This window comes from Pseudomonas sp. BN505, from assembly GCF_029873175.1.
GTDB lineage: Bacteria > Pseudomonadota > Gammaproteobacteria > Pseudomonadales > Pseudomonadaceae > Aquipseudomonas > Aquipseudomonas putida.
Map to the genome: position 1 here is coordinate 22181 of NZ_SSOI01000049.1, position 19126 is coordinate 41306.

Here is a 19126-nt window from a genome sequence, read left to right on the forward strand (position 1 = left end):
TTCAAAGATATTTTTTGAATGTGGTAGCAGTGAGCGCCACCATGCATCCGAGCAATGCAGCGCAGGGAAGTAGCACCCAGTTAGGGTTGAGTGAGCAGGGTAATGAGAGGTAAATCACCCATGGACTGATCACCAGCGGCATTAGTGTGCGCTTGGCTCGGTGATAGACAAAGCTGCTTTCTCTATCCGCCCCGAACTTGCGCAGGTCGCGGCGCATCAACCCGTCGACCAGTCCGGTGACTACCACTAGCAAGAAGAGGGGCGTTGCTAAAGTGAGGACGGTCAAGCGCACAACGAACGTGAAAACCGTGAACACAGTTGCGAGCAGGTAATCCTGGCTAGCGACATACGCTTGAGCAAGCTGTCCTTGCAGCGACGACTCCATACTGAGTAGCTTAAGGTGGGCGTCGGATTGTGCCCAGCCGGAGCGAACCACAACCCACTCTTTGAGATGCTCAAGGATTTTCGCGGCGGCTTGCGCGGGCTCTTGCACGAGCACTGAAGTCTTGAAATGAGTGCTGAGCCAAGTCAACTCTCTAAGCCACATGGTATGGCTGTGATGCCAACCTTGTTCTGGCCAGAACCACAGCATGCCGATGAATTCCAGTGCGATAGAGAATACCAAGTTGGCGAGTAGCAGACCGAGCAGCCTCAGGCACAGGTCGAGGGTGCCGAAGATCAGACCCGGTCGTCGTTGTGCAGGCGGTGAGCTGGCTGGGACATTAGACATAGAGGCTCTCCAGTGCTCGCGGGTTTCCACGTGATCACGGGGCAGGCTTACGCCCAGGTGGTGGCACCTCGGGATCGAAGTGGACTGTCGGCGCACCGCCAGCACTGCTCCACCAACTGCCCGCATTGGCGTTGTAGGACTCGCGCATGCGCGCAGCGAGAGCCTGCAGATCCATCGGCATCGCATCGTCGCTGGCCGGTTTGGGCAGCGGCATTCGCACTTTCCACAGTTGCCCGCCTTCCTGGAACGAAAACATCTGGCCCTTGGGCAGGGCGATGATGTGTGCGGGTTCGATCAGCGGCACGGCGGTGGAAGTGACCCGGTCCTGTGAGGAGGAGGTGAAGTCGGTACGTGCGTCGGGATCAGCGGTGTCGGTTGCGCCGGAGACCAGGGTACGGGTCTGGACGTTTACCTTGGGCAGTTGATTGGTCAGCAGTTCGGCGGTCGCGGTTTCCCGTACGCGCAGCATCTGCAGCGTGTTGAAGTTGCCGATGACCTGGCCGGCCTTGGCCCGGCTGCCGATACGTGCCTCGATGTCGCTCAAGGTCTGGGTGTAGGCGGTGACCTGGATGCCGGCACCGCCGCCTTTGTTGATCAGTGGGATGAACTCGTCGCCCATCAGCTCGTTGAACTCGTCGGCGTGCAGATTGATGGGAACCTTTTCGGCCGCGCTGGAGGAACCCGGCAGGCCGTGGTCGATGCCGTGTTTGTAGATGTGTCCGGCCACCGAGACAAGGTCTGCAAACATCGAGTTGCCGACCGCTGCGGCGACCTCGGCATCGGAGAGTGCATCCAGGCCGACGTAGACGATGCCGCGTTTGCGGATCACCTGCAGCCAGTCGAAGATGGGTCGTGGATCGTCCAGGTCGGAATAGTTGGGGGCCAGCAACTGGGCTGTCTTACCACTAGTGAGCTTTTCCAGCAGCGGCAGCAGCGAGGCGACGATCTTGTCGAAGTACGTGCGGTCGTAGCGCACCGCCGAACGAAGGCCGTCCATCACCGGGTCGAACAAGCGCTTGGCGGTGAGGTACTGCTCGATGGCGACCACGCGTTTCTCACGGCCGATCATGTGCCGCGGCACATTCTTCTCGTTAAGGCGAGCCTCGAGATCAACGATGGTCTCCCACGCCTGCGGATCATGACGGGCAAAGAAGTGCTGGGCGTATTCGATGAACAACGCATCGATGTTCACCACATGGCGCTGGATCTGCAGATAATCGGGGCGCCGGCCGAGCTCGATCAGGGCCCGGGCGATGATGTTGACGAAGCGCCAGGCGAACTCGCGAAACGCTGCCGAGTTGCCTTCACCGCTCAGCTGGCCAGCGATGCGGGTGGCCACTTCCGAGATCCGACCGAAGCGGCCGATGGCGTTGTAGCGAGCGGAGATCTCAGGCCAGCCCAAGTGGAAGACGTAGAACTCATGTTCACGGCCGGCGCGTCGCGCTTCCACGTACATGCGTTTGAGCAGGTCGGCATCACCTTTGGGGTCGAAGACGATCACCACTTCCTGACTTGGCCGGTGAATGTCCTGGGTGATATAGACCTCAGCCAGGCGTGTCTTGCCGACCCGGGTGGTACCCAGGACCAGGGTATGGCCCACGCGCTCGCCCAGTGGCAAGGAGGCTTCCTGCTCATTGGGTTCGACGCCGTGCAGCAGCGGTGAACCGCCCACTGGCGGCAGCGGTCGTACCGGGTTGAGCGGGCTGTCCCAGGCGGTCACCCGTGGCAGGAGGGAGAACCCTGACGGCGCCTTTTCCAGGAGGTGCTCCAGGCGTCTGGCCCACTGGTAGGCCGCTGACTGGTTGACGTAGCGGGCGAGCGCGGGGTCTTGCGCCTCCAGCAAGCGTTGGGTGTGCAGGCGGCTCCAGCGAAAGCCACGGCCCATGAACAGGCGTTTGCTGCTGACCGGGATCTGTCGGCTGGTCAGCGAATAGCGGGGCAGGCGGCGGATGTTGCGCCGATAACGCAGGACAATGCGGGCCTCATTGAGGCGCTTGAGGCCGAAGGCGGTGTAGGCCAGGGCCATGCCAGCACCGACCTCCGGCGACAGGGCTACCGCCCAAGGCGAATGCAGGCACAGCGCACCGGCACCGGCACAGATCCCCACGGTGTACAACTCCACCGCTGGGCGCAGCAAAGATTCCATCGCATGATCGCCCATTGCGCTACCTCACTGCTCCAAGCCAGTCGGTGTGATCAGCACGGGGTAGTGCTCCAGCTCCAGCCGCTCGGCAATGTCGTCGCCACTGACCGGCCAGATGGCCAAACCAGGTGCTATAGCCTGGATGCGCCGCAGCGCCGCCGCATCGGCGACCTCAACGGCCAGGCCGTTGGCGCCCAACCGCTTCAAGGCCGGCGCGTGCTGCGCCAGCCAGGCCAATGAGGCGGCGTCCGCACCAACCAAGAACAGCGGGACCATGCCTGGCAGATCCAATGCTCTGCGCGGCACCTCACCCGGCGTGAGGCGCGCGCTGTGCACCGGCAATACCCAGTTCAGTGTGCGTGGATCGGGCCGTTCGACCGGTGTGGCCGATTCAGCGGCCAGGGCTGGGGCCATTGGCCCAAGCCATGTCCCGACAGCTAACGACCACACCAACCTGCTGATCAGTCCGCCCCGGCGAAGCTCAATCATGAGCGCGGTCCTCCACGGCTGGACGTGGCGGCTTCAATGCGCTGCCAGTGCTGGCTGAACTGCGTGCGGTAGCGCGCCGCCGGGGCGCCACCCGCAGGCCGGTGGTAGCGGCCTGCGGCCATGACCCAGTCACCGACGTCGGCGTAGTGCTCACGCAGCAGGTCGGCGGTGACGGCGAGGTTGCTACGCGGATCGAGGGCATCGCAGGCGGTGAGGTAACGCTCCGGGTGGTAACCCAGGTTGGTTTGTCCTAGGCCGACATCGATGCGCTTGGGGTCATGCCGGGTGAGCGCCACGGTGAGTGCGGAGCAGGCCTGGTCGCGAGTGGCGAAACGCTGCGGCGTGCCGGCCACATTCAAGGTCCACGGCCAGGGAACAAGCCGACCACGCAGCGGCGTGCCGCTCTCCTGCTGGGCAATGGCGAACAGCACCGAGGCCGGAATGCCGGCCTGGGCGGCGGCCAACTGGTACGCCGGTGGAGGTAGGCTGCCTGCATGGGCGGCAGTCACCCCCATCAGGGCCAGGGCGAGGGTCAGTCGACGCGTTGCCATTTCCCTTCCACCTGTTGAAACCGCGCGGGCAGTGGGCGGTTGGCGCCGAGGGCGAACCAGCGGCCGCGGTCGTGATTGAGCGTGACTTGGCCGCTGCCAACCTGGGCAGGGGTAATGCCCACCTTGCGCGCCCATTGCTGAATGCGCGCATCGTCACCCTGGCTGCCTACCAAGTAAACGTCCAGATGGGCGCCGGTGCTCAGCCATTGGCGGAGGCTGGCCTGACAGGTCGAGCACGGGTCCTCCACAAACACCGCATAGCGCGGGTTGCTCGATGGGGCTGCGGCATCGCTCATTCCCTGAACCGGCAGCAATCCCGGGAATAGACGTCCCCAGGCCGCGGAATAGGCTTTTTGATAGGCGAGTTCGCGCGCGGCACGCTTGGCTTCGAGTCGTACCTGCAGCTCGGCGTAGCGCTGACGCTCCTGGTCAGAGTCGGCTTCCACGCCCAGGGTGGTCAACGGGTCGAGTTGCGGAGACCAGTACTGGCGTGGGCCGCTCTGCAGGCGCTCGAACTCGGCCCATTCGTCATCAGTTAGCCCCCAGGCCTTGGCCTGTGCTGCGGAACGGGCTTGCTGCAGCGGGGCGTGCTCGCTGGGCTGCTGCTCGGTTTCAACCGTGGCGGGTGCGCTCCACCCTGGGCTTGTTACCAGGCAGATGGGGAGTAGGAGCAACGAGAGGGTGGTGAACCGGACCATACGCACCTCGTTACGGCAGGGACAGCGAACGTTCGCCGAGGCCACGCACCTGGAACTCGGCCTGGTTCTCGCGAATGGCCTTGAGGTGCCAGCCGTTCAGACTGTCACCGGGCTGCAGCAGGTGGACGGTTGACAGGGCGTGCGCGCCGGCCGGCAGGGCCGAGACAAACCGGACATCACCACGGGTCTCGATACCCAGCAAGGTGAATGGCGGCGTCGGGGCTTGGGCTTTGGCGGCCGATTTGGCGGGGGCTGCAGGCTGGGGCTGTGCGGATGGCGGAGCCGGTCGAGCCTCGAGGGCTTGGACGGCGGTTTCGGCGTTGCCCAATCGTTGTTCCAGCGCGGCCAGATCGGCCTTGGTCGGACCCAGCGGCACCGCTGCAATGGCCTTGAGCGAAGCGCTCACCTCATCCAGCTGTTTGCTCAGCGTCGCGAAAGTCGCGTCCTGTTGGCGCTGATGCTCGCCCAGCGCGTTCACTTGCGGTGGAAGTGCAGCGAGGGTGGCGTCGAGTGCATCGAGTTCCCGACGCAGCGCCGGGGCTGGATCGGCTGGCGCATTATCAGCGGCGACCAGGAGCGCGGTCAGTTGTTGCTGGTGGTTGTAGGTCACGGCGGCCAGTACGGCGGCGCCGAGGCACAGAGCCCCGAGCACCAGGGCCTGAAAGTGATGGACCTTCATGGCGCGATCTCCATTGGCGGGTGAGGTGGGAGGGGCACCGGTGCGCGAAGTTCGTAGCACACGCTGCGTTCGACCGGGTCGATCACGAGCCGCCAGGCCGGGCCGCCGAGGATGGTCAAGGCGTCCAGCAGCGCCATCGGCCCAAGCTGGTGTTGTACGGCCGGCAGTGAGTGGCTAAACAAGGTCGTGACTTCGGCGCGGTTGGCGCAGAGTGAGTAGCCCGAGCGCTGCAACACGTGGTGCAGGGCATCACCGACCGTCGCGTGCAGCGCCGGCGCAATCTGCACGGTGATGAGCTGGAACAGTGGCTGGCGTTGCTCCAGCGTCGGTCGCGTGTTGACCAGGGTGTAGCGGTCCTGGTGGACCCATGCTGGTGACTCTGACAACGGCTTGGAAGGGGGGGGCGGAGCTGGAGCGGCTTTGGGTGGCGCTGTCGCTGGGGTGATAGCAGGCGACGTGTTGCAGCCCGCCAGCGCGAGCATCAGGACCAGGTAAGGAAGTGCGGGCGTGGGCATGAGCAGGTCTCGACAGTAGGTGCCGACACCTTGGCAACGCACGCAAGGTGCACCCACTGAAAAACCGAAGTTGCCCGCCCTGTTTATCGAGCCCAACACATGAAAAAGGCGCCCTGCAGGGCGCCTTGGGTCAATCGTCAGCAAACACCGGCAGTCCTGCCAGCGGGGCTGCATCGGGATCGAACACCAGGAAGCGCGTGTCGGCCTGGCCGGCCAGCAACAACAGGGTCATCAACACCGTTGGCACCTGCTCATCCAACAGGCGAATGCAGACATCCGCCGCTGAGCAGCCGAAGCCTTCTACATGGGCACTGCGGTGCCAGGGAGTCGAGTACAGTTTGCAGCCGAGGGATCGGTTGCTGACCAACTGGAAGCATTCAAAGAAACCGGCCGGTCGTTCGCTGCGGGCCAACTGCTCAAGGTAGACGTACTCCTCGGCCGGTAGATGGGATGAGCTGATCTCCCAGCTGCGGCTGTAGTGGCCGGTGGCAAAGGACAGCTGCTGCATCACATGCTCCGCCGCTTCCAAGCTGGGAAGATCGCCAACGTGTACCGAGCCACTCAGCCGCTCAGCGGTGACCTGGTACAGCACAGTGGTGACCACGCCGTCTGCGGGCAATTGCATGCGAAGGAAGCCAGAGACATCCTGGCCTTCCGTGATGACGGCACAGTCGTCATCGAACACGCACGCCTGGCAGTTGATGTGATCGTCGTCCAGGTCCAACTGGGCGGTGTGCAGAGGACGGTAGCAGGGTGGGCACTGGTCGTCGTAGTGGATCTGGACCACGCGCTCGCAGGAGAGCGCATGGAAGCCGCGGGCAAAGGGGTTGGGGGTTGAGGTGAGCATGGTGGCGCTCCAGTTAAAAGAGAACGCCACCCCATGCAGGCGGTGGCGAGAGAGAGGGTTAGATCCAGCCATATTCGGCCAGGGACAGGGGCTGACCTTCGCCAACGATGATGTGGTCCAGAACGCGGACCTCGACCAGCGCCAGCACTTCGATCAGGCGTGTAGTCAGCACGCGGTCGGCGCCGCTGGGCTCAGGGCAGCCGGAAGGGTGGTTGTGGCTGAGGATGACTGCGGCGGCGTTGTGTGCCAGCGCCTTGACCACCACTTCACGGGGGTACACCGAGGCCCCATCGATGCTGCCGAAAAACAGCACCTCGAAGTCCAGCACGCGGTGCTGTGAGTCGAGATAGAGCAAGGCAAACACCTCGTGGTGATAAGGCGCTAGACGCAGCTTCAGGTAGGATGCGGCGTCGGCTGGCGTGATGAGTACTTCGCCGCGCTGGAAATAGCGTTGGTCCAGCAGCTGCAGAGCTTCGTTGATCAACGCATCTTCGTGGGCGCGCTGGGTCAGGGCGGGGTCGAGGGGCTCGACCAGGGTCAAGGGCGTGTTCATGAGCAGAGCCTCGTGTGCAGAAGCGCTCCGGGAGGAGGCCTCCGGTGTGTGGGATCAGGCGGTCACAGGCGGGTGAAACGATGACGGGTGCCGTGCAACGGGGAATGGCAGGCTTCGCAGGGGCGAGTGGAGAAGGGGTCGATGCCGACGCCGGTGTGCGGATCGAAATCGGCGCTGAGCGGCATTAGCGCCTGCAGCTCGATACGCATCTGCGCAATTCGCTGGTCGACTTCGACCTCGCTGTAGTACAGCGACAGCGCGCTAAAGTCGTCGTAGGCCACGGCATGCAGGCAATCCTCACAGAGCCAGTAACTCTCCATGGCAACCTCCGGGGATAAGAAAAGGCGCTCATGCGAGCGCCTCTGTGGTGGAGCATCCGTCTCAGGCAGGCTGCGTGGCCTGGTCCTGAGCCTGATCGGCACTGTGTGAAGGATTCGGCGCATGCTCTTCTGCCGCTTCGGACGGCAGTTCTGCCGAGGAAGCATCCTGCCGATCTGGCGCTTTGTAGGTGAGCTGACCGTTGACCTTGATCCACTCGATGAAGATCAGCCGACCTTTGAGGCTGGCACCGGGTTGGCCTTTGCGCTCACCTTTCTCGTAGGTGAAGGCGTCGACCCAAAGGTCGCCAATGCGAAACGCGATCAGCACCTTGCGTTCGGCACGGACATCCTCGAGGTGTTCGCGGATCAGCCGTTCGGCTTCACCGCCAGCGACCTTGCAGTCGAAGCGGGTGTACTCGACGTCATCCGACGCACCGTGCAAGGCGGCAATGTCGCAGGCCATAAAGGGCTGGCCTCGCCGCACTGGCACCTCACGCACGCGGTTCAAGTAACCAATGCCTTGGGTGTGCAGGTTGAAGTAGGTACTGGGGGCAGCAGTGTTTGCCGTGGTCATGGTGAATCTCCTGTTTGCGAGAAACGCGGATATTCACCGGCCCTGGCGGGGGTGAGTCCGCAAGGGAAGGTCAGGTGCAACAGCAGTGGTGTAAGAGCGCTCATCATCGCGGGGAGCGATAACCGTGCGAGCCGCCGAACGCTAGTCGCACTTTGGGAGGAACCACTCTGGAGAGAGCGTAGCCTTGCAGGTTCCGGCTACCTGGTGCTGTCAACGACAGCGCGGTGCAGTTCATCTATAGAACGGTGCGCAGCGCTCGTCAACAGCGGTTTTGACTGGGTTCAGAGGTGTGGACATGAGTGGAGCGCAGTGGACACAAACGCGTAAAAAAATAGCCCAACGGTCGTCGGGCTAGGAACAGAGAGGCCACCCTTGATCCGGCCCATTGACAGCGAAGTCATCGCTTCACTTCAGCTGTCGCGTCACCCTGATCAACCGACCCTTGTCGTGGCCTGGGTCGGGATAACTGGCACGCATCCGCGCACAAACGGCGCCCGTTTTTTCGCCGGCGGGCACCGGCACTGAGCATCGTCGCCGAGGCGGATGACCCCTGCAGCCTGCAGCAGGTCGCACGGGTCATCCGTCTCGAGAACCTTGGACATCTGGAACAGCGATACAGCGCGGTGAAAGAGGCTCCGAACTCAACGAGTCTGGCCGAGCTGCCCGGAGCGAATCGGCCTGGGGTCGCCAAACGGCGAGGGGCCTGTTCACTACATCAGGGACGGCCCCCAGCGTCAAGCAGTCAGGAACGCTTCGGTTTGGCGGGCGCCGCGCTGGCCTTCAACGGCTTGGTACCCTTGCAGTCGGGGTAGCGCACACAGGACCAGAAGTTGCCGGTGCGGCCTTTGCGCTGGCGCATGGGGCTTCGGCACACGGGGCAGGCTGGACCTTTCGAACGGGGTAGCTGCAGGTCCAACGAGGCCTGGCTGCGCACCACCTGGGTGAGCCAGGCCGATTGCTTGGCGAGAAACGCCTCGACACTCAGCTGACCGGTCTCGATCCGTGCCAGCGCCTGTTCCCATACCGCAGTCATCACCGGATCAGCCACCTCACGCGGAACGGCCTCGATCAACGTGTGGGCGGCCGCAGAGGCCGCTAGGCTGCGCTTTTTCTTGGTCAAGTAGCCGTGATCGATCAGGCCCTGGATGATCGCGGCGCGGGTGGCCTCGGTGCCGATGCCAATGCTGTCTTTCAACGTTTGCTTGAGGCGCACGTCGGCCACCTGGTTGGCGATGGTTTTCATCGCCTTGACCAGTGTGCCCTCGGTGTAGGGTTTGGGCGGCTGGGTGCGCTGCGTGTTGACCTTGGCGTCTCGCACACCAACCGACGCACCTTCCTGCAAGGTGGGGAGCCGCTGCGTTTGCTCGGTCGGTTCGCTGGCGTCGGCTTCGTCGATCACGGCCTTCCAGCCACGTACCTGGATCTGCTTGCCGCGGGCCAGCAACTGATCGGCCTGGCTGCGCAACTGCACCTGGGTCTTCAGGTATTCGTGTTGAGGCAGAAACTGCGCCAGGTAGCGGGCGCGGATCAGGGTGTACACGGCGCGCTCGCGCTCGGACAACTGATCCAGGGGGATCACCACGGCGGTGGGGATGATGCCGTGGTGGGCGGTGACCTTGCTGCTGTTCCAGGCGCGGGACCGCCGTGTCGGATCGAGTTCCTTGAAGCGCTGGCCAAGCATCGGGTCGGCTGCGGCCAAGGCCTTTAGTACACGCGGTACCTCGTCCAGCATGCTCTCGGGTAGGTAGCCACAATCGCTGCGAGGGTAGGTGGTGACTTTGTGGGTTTCGTACAGTGCCTGCGCCACACTGAGGGTTTCCTGCGCGCCCAGGCCGAGTTTGGCCGAACAGACCTCCTGCAGCGTGCCCAGGTCGAACGGCAAGGGCGGCCCCTCCGTCACGCGTTCAACGTCGACCCGCTCGACGTGTGCTGAACGCGCAGCTGCCAGGCGCCGGGCAGCCCGCTCGGCCGCCACCTGATCAACGCAGCGACCGGTATCATCGCAGTGTGCAGCAGGTGGCTGCCAGCGTGCCTCAAACTCAGCCCCGTCATCCCGCAGCACAACGTCCATGGTCCAGAACGGCCGGGCGACAAAGCTGGCGATGGCGCGGTCACGTTCAACCACCAGGCGCAGGGTCGGTGTCTGTACACGGCCCACGGGCAGTGTACCGTCGAAGCCGGCGCGGCGACCGAGCAGGGTGAACAATCGACTTAGGTTGATGCCAACCAGCCAATCGGCCCGTGACCGGGCGAGGGCACCGTGGTACAGCGGCAGGGTTTGCTCACCCGGCCGCAACGCCGCCAGGGCCCGGCGGATCGAGGCGTCGTCGAGGGCGGACAGCCACAGGCGCAGTATCGGCCCCTGATACTGGCAGCGTTCGAGGATCTCCCGGGCAATCATCTCGCCCTCGCGGTCGGCATCGGTGGCAATCACCACCTCGGTGCAGTTCTGCAGCAGCCGGCTGATCGCCTTCAGCTGCGCCGCCACCTTGGGCTTCGCCACCAGTTGCCAGTGCTGCGGGATGATCGGCAGGTGCTCCAATGACCAGCGCTTGAACTGTTGACCATAGGTTTCTGGCGGCGCGGTCTCCAGCAAGTGCCCCACGCACCAGGTTACGGTCACCCCCGTGCCCTGCAGGCAGCCATCGCCGTGACGATGGGCCTGCAGCACGCGAGCGATATCGCGGGCTTGGGACGGTTTTTCGCAAATGTAGAGGCGCATGACGTGGCCCTCTCGGTCAGGTACCGACAGGGTGGTCGCGTGACAGGGGAGCGCTAGGGAAAAGCTGAACTGGTCGAGATCATATCGATGTAACCACCAGCGGCGAGCGACTTACCGTTGCGAGAGGTGCGCGGTCACGGTCTGCAGAAGGTCCAAGGCAAATTGCTTGTCCGTCTCGCCAAGGTCCTTGATCAGTGGGGCAATCTTTTGCCCCTGGTCCTGTGGCCGAGGACTGATGGCCAGCAGCAATTCATCGGCCGGACATCCATACATATCCGCCAACTGCAGCAGCTTGGGCACGGTCAGCTCGACCTTGCCACGCTCCATGCGCGACACCGCTTCGGTACCGATCTCGAGGCGCTCACCGACTTGCGCCTGGGTAAAGCCCTGGGCACGGCGGTACTTGGCCAACTGGCGGCCGATGTGTTGTGGGCTAGGCTCTTTGACTGGCAACGGGGCGGCTCTCCAATTCAACCCGTTTGGTTGACCAGCCACCCGAAGATATGAACGCCCTGAACGGTTGACTATCGACCTATCAGGGCGTATCACCCAATGAGAGTACGGTGACCTGACCGTCACACGGAGATAGCGGATTGGACGAACGTGAGCAGCATGAAGCGGATGCGTTAGCGATCAAGGCCTGCGAGTTGTTCATGGCTACCCATCAGGAACCGGACGATCAGGCGGCGAGGGCCAGGTTGATCGCGTGGGTCAAGGAAGCGCCCGCGCACTGGCGGGCGTTCCTTGCCCTGGACCAGTACCTGGCGGAGGTCAAAGGGTTGATCGAGGGGGACGACCTGCATGGCGTCGCCCGCCGCGTGGGGCCCCGCGACTGAGCAGTATCGCGCTGAAGGGCACGGTTCCACTGACGTCCACCCGCTCAGGTCGACTTGCGGGTGGTTTTCTTGCCGGCCGGCTTGCGGCTGCTGCCCCCACTGTCACTGGCCTTTTCGCGCATGGATACGCCGGCCAGACGATGCGGCAGGATGCCGATGTGCCGCGCCTCAACCTTGAATGTCACCCGGGCATTGTCCTCGCTGTCTTCCCACTCATCCTTGACCGTTCGGCCCATGACCAGGACGCGCATACCTTTCTGGTACAAGGTGCTCCAGTGTTCGGCATCGCGGTGCCAGAGCTCGACCGGCGCCCAATAGCCGCCGCGATCTTCATAGCCGCCCTCGCGCGGTACCGGATTGTCGAAATAGACATTCAACCGCAGCAGCCGCTTTGGCTCGTCCGGGTTGTTGTTGAACTCCTGAAACTCAGGGGGACTGCCGATATTGCCTTCGCCAACAAAGAACGTGCTCATGGGTGTTTCTCCTCGGTGGTGGTATCGAAAAGGACGTCATCGGCATACGCGAGCTTGAGGGCGCCCATGAGGACCTGGCGATAGAGCGAGTTCAGGCTGCTCATCTGCAGGTTGAGGACGATCCGGTTGGCCTCCAGCTGGTACAGCGCCTGGCGCAACTCCGGCTGCAGCAACGGATGCGCCATCACCTGCTCCCAGACCTCCACGCCCATGCGCTTGAAGTCCGGGCTGCGCCAGCGGAGGAAGCATGCGCCCTGGGAGCTGTGCTGGACACTCAGTCGCAACTCGAGTAACGAGAAGGGTGGCTGCGCCATGATCGCCAGCATCGCGGCCATCAGCGTCTCGAGTTCGCCGCGCAGCTGTTTGATTGTCTCGGCGTACTGGAACAGCTCCCCCTTACCCTTAAAAGGCTTTAAAAGGCCTTTTAGAGAGGCACTGTGTTCAAACTCGCGATAGGCCTCGGATGACAGGCAATGGGCGATCGCTTCGGCCAGGGTCATGCTGCACCGCCTTCGGCGGGGGCGCCGGGCGAAGGTTCCACGTCGTCATCAAGTTGATCGGTCTCAGCGGGCAGTGCGGGCTTGGCGGCGCGCACGATGGGCGGCGCAAATTGCGAGCGTCGCGTACCTTCGAGAATGTCCTGAGGTGGGGTGCCGAACTTGTCGATGGCCTCGCGGGCGCGGGCGTTGTTGGCGGCCATGTCATCCCGGCTGACCCCGGCCAGTCGATACTGCTGCGCCATGCTGAACAGACTGCGCAGCAGGTGGGCGCCACGATCGATCCAGTGTTCCATGTCGACCCGGCCGATCAGCGCGGTGTGGTGGGCGAGCAGCACGCGACGCACCAGGCTGTCGTAGTCGGTCAGCAGGTAGACGGCGAGAAACCCCAGCTGGCTGCCGATGAACAAGGGCAGGGTGACAGGGTGGATGTTCAGGTTGTCGCCAACGCTGACCTGGGTGGGTAAATCCCGTTCGACCAGTTTGACTTGCTCGGTCAATGTCAGCAGCTCGGCCTTGGCCTGCAGTACCTTGTCTTCGAGTTGCAGCATGAACCAGTCGGCGAAGGGGTCGTCCTGACTGCTCGCCTGCTTGAGCAGGTTGGTCACGCTGATGTAGCCCGCCATACCCATGATGCCGAACACGCCTTCGCGTGCGGCACGGCCTTGCCACAGTCGTGCTGCGTGATGCGTGTGCAGGGTGAGGGTGATGCTGCTGCGCAGTGAACCCAGGTTGAGCTGGTAGTGGTCGACCATTGCCAGATCCTCGCCGTCGGAATGACGCCGACGATCTGCGCTCTCGGGCAACCTGGCAGTGATCAATGTGAACGCGATGGGCTCACATTGCCCCTACTCTCGAAGGTCCTCACATTGATGCCACTGTGATCAAATCCGCTGAGTGCCAACGCAGCTAACTATTTCATCTTGGCATTGGTCAAAGCTGCGACCTTACACCCATCACGCAGATCACACTCCTCGAGCGATTGTGTCTGGCTAGAAGACGTCACTGGAGTGATGCCACTGTGATCAAATCCATTGCGGTCCGCTGAACGTTGGAGACCTGGAAGACTCAGCGCGCTGTTACGTTGCCCCGCTCACGACACCGCAGCGAAGCTTGAGCTGCTCTAGGTACGCCTTGGCCAGCGGCGAGGCCACCCGGCTTCCGGACTCCCGTGAGCGCTCATCAGCTGGCTCTGGCGGGCGAATGCGCTTGCGCGGTGCTAGCGGGGCATCGCTACGGGCGGCCCACAGGGTGAAGTCCCCTTGGCACGCCCGCTTGATCAGCCCCAACAGATATGCAATCGGCTTGCGAATGTCGCCGCGGCTGCAGCGAACGGCTGCTTCATTGATCACCGCTTGTCGCTGTTCGGGCTCGAGCTGGCGCAGCGCCTGGACTGCCCGGCGCTGTTCAGTCGGGCTCAACTGCAGACCCTCTGGCCAAGCGGCGCTGCCACTGGCCGAGGCGGGCGGTACTGTACTTTTTTTGCTTTGTTTTTGTACGGTACGGTCGTGCGCTGGAATCCGAACGGCAGCCGGAGCCGGGACATTCGCGCTGGGTTCGGAATCGGTCGAGGACGCTGTGGCAAACCGAACGCTGTACGCCTCGCCTCGTTCGGAATGCTCGGCATGGCTGTCGTCCTGCAGCGGCAAGGCCTGTTGAGCGCCTGATGCGGGGAGCGAAGCCATCATGGCCAAGGCCTCGTCAGTCACCTCTGGATCCGCCCGTAGCTCCTGGAGGAGGTGTTGAGCGAGATCGCGCACGCCTTTGGTGGCATGGGACAGGTTTTGGCAGATCAGGGGCAGGTAACCGGCATCTTGGTCGATGGCTTGTGCGGGTGACAGCGGCGCGTCGTGCAGTACGTAGACACAGCCGCGCAGGCAACCCTGCGAATCGCGATATCGTTCGCTCAGGCTGAGCCAGCGGGTAGCGCGCAGCACGTTCAGCGCGCGGGCGATGGTCTCGCGTGAAGCCTGCGCACCACAGGGGCTGGTCGCCAGGTACGGCTGAAGGTCCTGATACCGTGGGGTACGCATTTGCCGTTCGGTGATCAACCAGCGCAGCACCAACCAGAGATTGCGCTCCACGGGTGTGAGCCGGCGATCCTGCAGCAATCCCCGCGGTAACGGATCGTGGCTGCCGTAGTACACGAAGCATGGCCCCTCAGCCAGCGCACGGGCGGCCCTGGCTTGTTCGGCCTGCTCCAGACAACGCTTGAGCGTGACCATGCTCTGGCGCACCACATCAGCCCAGTCCACGGTGTAGAAGTTCAGCATGGGATACCTCCGTATAGCTCGATCTGCTGCCAAATCAGGGTCAGGCTGATCTGTTGTTCCTCGGCCAGCATCATCATCGCGTCCAGCGGCTCGCTGTCCGGATCTTCAGCTCGCAACTGGCGCCAACGGTTCCACACGGCATGTTCCTGGGCTTCGCTGAGCTGGACAGGGCGGCCGCGATGGGTCTCGATCTTCAGGATTCGCCGACGCAACGCCGTGTCGGAGTGGTCGAGGCCGAAGCAGCGGTACATGATGTTCGAGCTCGCCCCAAGCTTGAGGGCACGGTTGATCAGCCGCTCGTTCAGTTCGTCGCGTTCGGCCTGGGCGATCAGGCGACGCAGCACCGTGGTGTCGACCTTGATCTCGACCCAGGCGATCGTGGTATGCGCCAGGTGGGACAAGGTGGTGGGCGGCAGCGACTGGAGCACCTCGATGTCCTCGTCGCCGAGGCCCAAGGCCTTGCACCGTTGCAGCCGGCCATGGCGCAGCTCATGCAGGACCTGGTTCAACATGGCGTGGTTCAGCAAATTGAACGACGTGCTCATGCGGCACCTCCGGGGGTCAGCGGGTGGACGACAGCGTGAGTTCGATCAGGCGTCGAGAGAGCCGGATAAGTGAAAACAGTTGCGCCAATTGAGGATCGGGGAGCCGCTCAATCCCGATCGCGAGCGGTGGGCGCTCGATCAGTGGCAGGTCGTAGGCACCCAGCAGCAGTTGGCCGAACAGCGCTGCCGGAAGTTGCTGCCGTTGCTCCCAAGCAACGTCATCCTGCACGCGCAACAGTGCGCCCAACAGCAGCTGAATCCCGGTGCGGTGGGGTGTCGAAGGCGTTGCTGTATCGGGCGCCAACGAGAAACCCAGGCCTTCTTCCGTGGCGCAGACCATGTGTGGTGCATTGGCGTAGCCAGCCAGTTCGCTGGCCAGCTGCGCGCAGGCTTGGCGCAGTTGCACCAGGTCTTCCAGAGCCGGCGGTATCGGCCAGATGGTGTCCAGTGAGTCGGGCAAGCACTGAAGCCCAGCATTGCCGAGATTGGCAGGCCGAGCGGGCGGTGGCGGAGTTGGACTATATACCTGTTCTCGGGCGGCGGCGGGAGGCTTCGTCTGGTCTGCCTGTTCGGGTTGTCTGTCAGCGGGTTGCAGAGGGCAGGCCGGTTCCGGTGAGTGGAGCCCCGTGGGAGATTCAGGCTCACTGCCGGAAGTAGCATCGGTGTCTTGGCCCACGCTCAGCGGGGGAGACAGGGACATGCCGGACGTAAGTGGCTGACGTGATGGTTGGCCACTATCCTGGATCAGCTCCAACGCCAGCAGGCGTGGTGACTGGTCCAAGGATTTCGCCATCTGTGCGAGCAGTTCGTCCTGCAGCTCGGCGGTGTCCAGCTCGGCGGTTGTGCAGTCGAACGTGGACAGCACCTCCAACCATAGCGCGGTGAAATCCAACTGTGTCGCAACGTATCGATTCCACACCGATTCGGCACGTCGACGCAGGCTAAGGGTTCGCTCGATCGAAGGTCTGCCTAAGCCGGCGTACAAGGTCTGCGGGATAGCCGGCAGCAGGTGCTCCAGCGTGTCCAGCATCCGGCTGATGTGCGATTGCGAGATCGGGTAGCCGCCGGCGGATAGTTGCGCCGCCAGTTCGCGTTGACTCAGGCTACTGCCGTCTATCAGCAGCATGTCGCGGAACTTGGCCACGGCCAGTGCACGCTCGATGAAGGTGAGTTGGCCGTGCAGGTCACTTTCGGCCAGATGGCCCAGCAGCGTATGCAGTTCCGACTGCCAGGGGCGAAACAAGCAGTGGATGCGGAAGAAGCGGTCCTCGCGGGTTTCCTGCCACAGCTCACCGAGGATACTCAGGCGGGTGTTGCCACCGTTGCGGATGATGAACTGCGGCTCACCGGGTCTGCGTGTGATGGACGGGGGCTGATCCAGGCCGCGGTCGCGGATGGAGGCCTTCAATTCCTCGTATAACGGGTTACGGATGAAGCGCGGGTTGTGCTCGTAGGGCCGCAGTTGCTCCAGGGTCACGACCATCGGTGTATCGCAGTCGGGATCGGTGGGCGGCAGCTGTGTTACCCGCTGTGGGAAGTGCCCGTGCTGGAGCTGGCGCGTGATGTCTTCGGAGGTTGGCGGTTTCATGAACTTGCCCTTGATCTGTCAATGCAGACGGACTGCCCAGGCCTTTCCGATCGGCCGCGTGAGTGAGGCAGCGAGGGATGAACGTGGCACTAAGCTGGTCGGCCGGTGATGCATTCCACTGAGGCAACGCTGTTGGGATAAGAGCGCGCACGGATCCTGGTCTGGGCCAGTCGCTGCTCCCACTCAGGGAACAGTTCATTGGCCAGTGCCCGCATGACATCGGCCGCGCAGCGACTGCGCGATCGAGGGGCGGCTTTCGACTCGACCCGATGCACCGGCAGTCCCAATGACGCGGCATTGAGGTACGCGACGCGATCGGGAATCACCGTGTTGCAGACGCTGACATGCGGGTCGGCGGCAAAGGTGTTGCGCAGGCTCTGCATGATCAGGCAGGTGTCCCGCCGATTGGCGTTCACCTGATTGAGCAGCAGTTTCACCGGGGGCAAGTCCACGCCAAGGTAGCGGTAGGGTTCCAGCTCTTCGAACAGGCCGAGCGTGCCGCGGCGCAGTTCGCGTGCCGCGAGCATTTCCGGTGGCAACGGGCATAGCGCACAATCGGAGGCGAGGATGGCCATTTCCACCACCACGCTGCGCGCGCCCTGGGTGTCGACGATCAGCACATCGTACTGATCGGCAAATGCGGGTAGCAGGTTGCGCAGGCGCAGTCGGCCATCGGGCGCGTGCAGCAGTACGGTGCCCAGGTGGCCCGCGCGGTCGTTGGAAACGATCAGTTCAAGCCGCGGGATAGCGGTGACGGAAATGATCTGCTCGGCAACCGTGAGCCGCTGCGAGATCAGTTCGTAGCTGCCCGCTTCACGTGACTCGCACAGGGCGTAGTAGCTGGACAACGTCGGTTGACTGTCCAGGTCGAGCAGCAGCACCTGCAAGCCGGCGTCGGCAAGTAGGCCGCCGAGGTTGGCGGCAACCGTGGTCTTGCCGGCGCCGCCCTTGGTCGAGATCAGCGAAAGGACTTTCATGGCACTACTCCCGAACAGACAGGCGATCCTGAACCCACTGCTCGATCTCCAGCGAGTCCCAACCGACCGCACGGGTGCCGATGCGCCGGCATTGCGGGAATAGTCCGGCCTTCATCAGGTTGTAGATGTGTGAGCGTTTGAAGCCGGTTTTTTGTTCCACCTCATCGCGGCGCATGATGTGGCGATCGGCGGAAGCTGGGGCAGGGCTGGCAGGTTGCATTCTGTCACTCCTTAGCGCCATGTGGCGCGCAGTGGGATGTGACAGTCAGTGAAGGCCCGTTGGTTTAGAAAATCATTGCCAGGCAATGGCGGTCATTGCCTGGCAATTCGATGTTCTGCCTCTACCGCCTGGGCTAACAGACGGCGAGCCTGTGCAAATTTCCGATCAAGGGTGCGTTTGCTCAACCCAGCAATACCGGGGAACAGCGTAGTGATGGCATCGACTACCGCAGTCTGGGTCTTGTAGATTGATCGCGGTTGGCCGCTTTTCGACTTTTCCAGCATGATCGCGAGCAGGGCCCCAATAATCGTGTGGTGCACCTTGGTGGATGCCTCGGATGCAGGCCCAGCCGCCTCGAATTGTGATGCCAATTCGTGCTCTTGCTTTTTATAGGCAGCCATCTCTTCGACGAGCGAATCAAAAGCCTGATGCATTTTTTCGTATTCGCGCGCGTAGAAGTCTCGCTCGGCTTGCACAGCCAAAAAAACGCTGAGATTCACGCACTCAAGGTGGTCGGTGTTCTTGGGAAATAGAAACGCGGGCTTATCTTCAGGGTGGTTCAGCGCAAACCACGTCCGTAGATCCGGCCGACGAATAGACCAATACACGCGTTCGGAGGGGTTGTTAGGCGTAATCGGACCTCCTAAGAAGGTTGCCGGTAGCTCACCGCAGGCTACAGCCTCGTATATTTGTTCTACATGAAAGTGAAGGTCGGGCCACTGTGGAAAATGCTTTAATAGCTCACCGGAATGAGCAATCTCGACCTGCAATATCTCCGCTGTGTGGTTGGCGAGGTCGCACCAAAGGATGGCGGCATCGATAGGGTGATAGCAGCTCCTAACTGAGTCCATAGCTAACAGCCTCCTGCTGAAAATCCTCCTGACCACTGACAGGGG

At 62.8% G+C, this 19126-nt stretch carries 23 protein-coding genes; 1 reads left to right on the forward strand and 22 read right to left on the reverse strand.

The features are described from left to right. Window position 1: 1 nt before the first annotated feature. The 13 genes from E8E78_RS15880 to E8E78_RS15940 all read right to left on the reverse strand — a co-directional run bounded on the left by E8E78_RS15880 (window position 2) and on the right by E8E78_RS15940 (window position 11274). Complete coding sequence (locus E8E78_RS15880) at window positions 2–730, reverse strand: TIGR03747 family integrating conjugative element membrane protein (RefSeq protein WP_280313761.1); 729 nt, start codon at window positions 728–730, stop codon at window positions 2–4. Window positions 731–764: 34 nt separating this feature from the next. Further along, on the reverse strand, window positions 765–2891 hold the full coding sequence (gene traD / locus E8E78_RS15885) for a type IV conjugative transfer system coupling protein TraD (RefSeq protein WP_280313763.1): 2127 nt from the start codon (window positions 2889–2891) through the stop codon (window positions 765–767). Window positions 2892–2900: 9 nt separating this feature from the next. Beyond that, the gene (locus E8E78_RS15890; protein ID WP_280313765.1) at window positions 2901–3287 is read right to left on the reverse strand and encodes an integrating conjugative element protein; all 387 of its coding nucleotides are present in this window, start codon (window positions 3285–3287) and stop codon (window positions 2901–2903) included. A 71-nt stretch (window positions 3288–3358) separates the two neighbouring features. Continuing rightward, window positions 3359–3913 (reverse strand): transglycosylase, encoded by a 555-nt coding sequence (locus E8E78_RS15895; RefSeq protein WP_280313766.1) that lies wholly within the window; start codon window positions 3911–3913, stop codon window positions 3359–3361. Next, complete coding sequence (locus E8E78_RS15900) at window positions 3895–4611, reverse strand: TIGR03759 family integrating conjugative element protein (RefSeq protein ID WP_280313768.1); 717 nt, start codon at window positions 4609–4611, stop codon at window positions 3895–3897. Before E8E78_RS15900 ends, E8E78_RS15895 begins: the two co-directional genes overlap by 19 nt. Before the next feature lie 10 nt (window positions 4612–4621). Continuing rightward, window positions 4622–5290: a hypothetical protein gene (locus tag E8E78_RS15905; RefSeq protein WP_280313770.1), complete on the reverse strand. Its 669-nt coding sequence runs from the start codon at window positions 5288–5290 to the stop codon at window positions 4622–4624. Continuing rightward, complete coding sequence (locus E8E78_RS15910; protein ID WP_280313771.1) at window positions 5287–5676, reverse strand: PilL N-terminal domain-containing protein; 390 nt, start codon at window positions 5674–5676, stop codon at window positions 5287–5289. Before E8E78_RS15910 ends, E8E78_RS15905 begins: the two co-directional genes overlap by 4 nt. A 259-nt stretch (window positions 5677–5935) precedes the next feature. Continuing rightward, window positions 5936–6652, reverse strand: a complete 717-nt coding sequence (locus E8E78_RS15915) for a hypothetical protein (protein ID WP_280313772.1) — start codon at window positions 6650–6652, stop codon at window positions 5936–5938. 58 nt (window positions 6653–6710) lie between these two features. After that, the gene (locus E8E78_RS15920; RefSeq protein ID WP_280337117.1) at window positions 6711–7205 is read right to left on the reverse strand and encodes a JAB domain-containing protein; all 495 of its coding nucleotides are present in this window, start codon (window positions 7203–7205) and stop codon (window positions 6711–6713) included. 62 nt (window positions 7206–7267) lie between these two features. Further along, the gene (locus tag E8E78_RS15925; protein ID WP_280337077.1) at window positions 7268–7525 is read right to left on the reverse strand and encodes a hypothetical protein; all 258 of its coding nucleotides are present in this window, start codon (window positions 7523–7525) and stop codon (window positions 7268–7270) included. A 61-nt stretch (window positions 7526–7586) separates the two neighbouring features. After that, the gene (locus E8E78_RS15930) at window positions 7587–8099 is read right to left on the reverse strand and encodes an STY4534 family ICE replication protein (RefSeq protein ID WP_280337076.1); all 513 of its coding nucleotides are present in this window, start codon (window positions 8097–8099) and stop codon (window positions 7587–7589) included. Window positions 8100–8841: 742 nt separating this feature from the next. Continuing rightward, on the reverse strand, window positions 8842–10821 hold the full coding sequence (locus E8E78_RS15935) for a DNA topoisomerase III (RefSeq protein WP_280337075.1): 1980 nt from the start codon (window positions 10819–10821) through the stop codon (window positions 8842–8844). 111 nt (window positions 10822–10932) lie between these two features. After that, window positions 10933–11274, reverse strand: a complete 342-nt coding sequence (locus E8E78_RS15940) for a helix-turn-helix transcriptional regulator (protein WP_179027766.1) — start codon at window positions 11272–11274, stop codon at window positions 10933–10935. A gap of 200 nt (window positions 11275–11474) precedes the next feature. Here E8E78_RS15940 and E8E78_RS15945 point away from each other — a divergent pair, with 200 nt between their 5' ends. Next, window positions 11475–11657 carry a hypothetical protein gene (locus tag E8E78_RS15945; protein ID WP_179027871.1) on the forward strand — a complete coding sequence of 61 codons (183 nt, stop codon included), beginning with the start codon at window positions 11475–11477 and terminating at the stop codon, window positions 11655–11657. A 44-nt stretch (window positions 11658–11701) separates the two neighbouring features. Here the strand turns inward: E8E78_RS15945 and E8E78_RS15950 are convergent, their stop codons facing one another. From E8E78_RS15950 to E8E78_RS15990, 9 genes are all read right to left on the reverse strand, one after another. Further along, window positions 11702–12130: a single-stranded DNA-binding protein gene (locus E8E78_RS15950; RefSeq protein ID WP_179027765.1), complete on the reverse strand. Its 429-nt coding sequence runs from the start codon at window positions 12128–12130 to the stop codon at window positions 11702–11704. Then, window positions 12127–12630: a DUF3158 family protein gene (locus tag E8E78_RS15955; protein ID WP_179027764.1), complete on the reverse strand. Its 504-nt coding sequence runs from the start codon at window positions 12628–12630 to the stop codon at window positions 12127–12129. The genes E8E78_RS15950 and E8E78_RS15955 overlap by 4 nt, the downstream gene beginning before the upstream one ends. Next, complete coding sequence (locus E8E78_RS15960) at window positions 12627–13382, reverse strand: PFL_4669 family integrating conjugative element protein (RefSeq protein ID WP_179027763.1); 756 nt, start codon at window positions 13380–13382, stop codon at window positions 12627–12629. Before E8E78_RS15960 ends, E8E78_RS15955 begins: the two co-directional genes overlap by 4 nt. 324 nt (window positions 13383–13706) lie before the next feature. Beyond that, window positions 13707–14900, reverse strand: a complete 1194-nt coding sequence (locus E8E78_RS15965) for an STY4528 family pathogenicity island replication protein (RefSeq protein ID WP_063423920.1) — start codon at window positions 14898–14900, stop codon at window positions 13707–13709. Continuing rightward, window positions 14894–15445 (reverse strand): DUF2857 domain-containing protein, encoded by a 552-nt coding sequence (locus E8E78_RS15970; protein ID WP_280337074.1) that lies wholly within the window; start codon window positions 15443–15445, stop codon window positions 14894–14896. Before E8E78_RS15970 ends, E8E78_RS15965 begins: the two co-directional genes overlap by 7 nt. Window positions 15446–15461: 16 nt before the next feature. Then, a complete protein-coding gene (locus E8E78_RS15975; protein WP_280311639.1) occupies window positions 15462–17033 on the reverse strand; it encodes a ParB family protein in 1572 nt (523 codons plus the stop codon). Window positions 17034–17122: 89 nt separating this feature from the next. Continuing rightward, window positions 17123–18010: a ParA family protein gene (locus E8E78_RS15980; RefSeq protein ID WP_280337073.1), complete on the reverse strand. Its 888-nt coding sequence runs from the start codon at window positions 18008–18010 to the stop codon at window positions 17123–17125. A 4-nt stretch (window positions 18011–18014) separates the two neighbouring features. Further along, a complete protein-coding gene (locus E8E78_RS15985) occupies window positions 18015–18230 on the reverse strand; it encodes an AlpA family transcriptional regulator (protein ID WP_010799440.1) in 216 nt (71 codons plus the stop codon). Window positions 18231–18322: 92 nt separating this feature from the next. Continuing rightward, the coding region (locus E8E78_RS15990) for a hypothetical protein (RefSeq protein ID WP_280337118.1) at window positions 18323–19126 on the reverse strand (804 nt) is incomplete at its 5' end.

Excerpts from the sequence above, each read along its gene's own strand:
- E8E78_RS15980 (WP_280337073.1), bottom strand. The coding sequence starts at position 18,010 with ATGAAAGTCCTTTCGCTGATCTCGACCAAGGGCGGCGCCGGCAAGACC.
- E8E78_RS15950 (WP_179027765.1), bottom strand. The coding sequence starts at position 12,130 with ATGAGCACGTTCTTTGTTGGCGAAGGCAATATCGGCAGTCCCCCTGAG.
- E8E78_RS15895 (WP_280313766.1), bottom strand. The coding sequence starts at position 3,913 with ATGGCAACGCGTCGACTGACCCTCGCCCTGGCCCTGATGGGGGTGACT.
- E8E78_RS15965 (WP_063423920.1), bottom strand. The coding sequence starts at position 14,900 with ATGCTGAACTTCTACACCGTGGACTGGGCTGATGTGGTGCGCCAGAGC.
- E8E78_RS15925 (WP_280337077.1), bottom strand. The coding sequence starts at position 7,525 with ATGGAGAGTTACTGGCTCTGTGAGGATTGCCTGCATGCCGTGGCCTAC.
- E8E78_RS15930 (WP_280337076.1), bottom strand. The coding sequence starts at position 8,099 with ATGACCACGGCAAACACTGCTGCCCCCAGTACCTACTTCAACCTGCAC.
- E8E78_RS15945 (WP_179027871.1), top strand. The coding sequence starts at position 11,475 with ATGGCTACCCATCAGGAACCGGACGATCAGGCGGCGAGGGCCAGGTTG.
- E8E78_RS15955 (WP_179027764.1), bottom strand. The coding sequence starts at position 12,630 with ATGACCCTGGCCGAAGCGATCGCCCATTGCCTGTCATCCGAGGCCTAT.
- E8E78_RS15900 (WP_280313768.1), bottom strand. The coding sequence starts at position 4,611 with ATGGTCCGGTTCACCACCCTCTCGTTGCTCCTACTCCCCATCTGCCTG.
- E8E78_RS15905 (WP_280313770.1), bottom strand. The coding sequence starts at position 5,290 with ATGAAGGTCCATCACTTTCAGGCCCTGGTGCTCGGGGCTCTGTGCCTC.
- E8E78_RS15890 (WP_280313765.1), bottom strand. The coding sequence starts at position 3,287 with ATGGCCCCAGCCCTGGCCGCTGAATCGGCCACACCGGTCGAACGGCCC.
- E8E78_RS15985 (WP_010799440.1), bottom strand. The coding sequence starts at position 18,230 with ATGCAACCTGCCAGCCCTGCCCCAGCTTCCGCCGATCGCCACATCATG.
- traD (WP_280313763.1), bottom strand. The coding sequence starts at position 2,891 with ATGGGCGATCATGCGATGGAATCTTTGCTGCGCCCAGCGGTGGAGTTG.
- E8E78_RS15975 (WP_280311639.1), bottom strand. The coding sequence starts at position 17,033 with ATGAAACCGCCAACCTCCGAAGACATCACGCGCCAGCTCCAGCACGGG.
- E8E78_RS15970 (WP_280337074.1), bottom strand. The coding sequence starts at position 15,445 with ATGAGCACGTCGTTCAATTTGCTGAACCACGCCATGTTGAACCAGGTC.
- E8E78_RS15960 (WP_179027763.1), bottom strand. The coding sequence starts at position 13,382 with ATGGTCGACCACTACCAGCTCAACCTGGGTTCACTGCGCAGCAGCATC.
- E8E78_RS15880 (WP_280313761.1), bottom strand. The coding sequence starts at position 730 with ATGTCTAATGTCCCAGCCAGCTCACCGCCTGCACAACGACGACCGGGT.
- E8E78_RS15935 (WP_280337075.1), bottom strand. The coding sequence starts at position 10,821 with ATGCGCCTCTACATTTGCGAAAAACCGTCCCAAGCCCGCGATATCGCT.
- E8E78_RS15920 (WP_280337117.1), bottom strand. The coding sequence starts at position 7,205 with ATGAACACGCCCTTGACCCTGGTCGAGCCCCTCGACCCCGCCCTGACC.
- E8E78_RS15915 (WP_280313772.1), bottom strand. The coding sequence starts at position 6,652 with ATGCTCACCTCAACCCCCAACCCCTTTGCCCGCGGCTTCCATGCGCTC.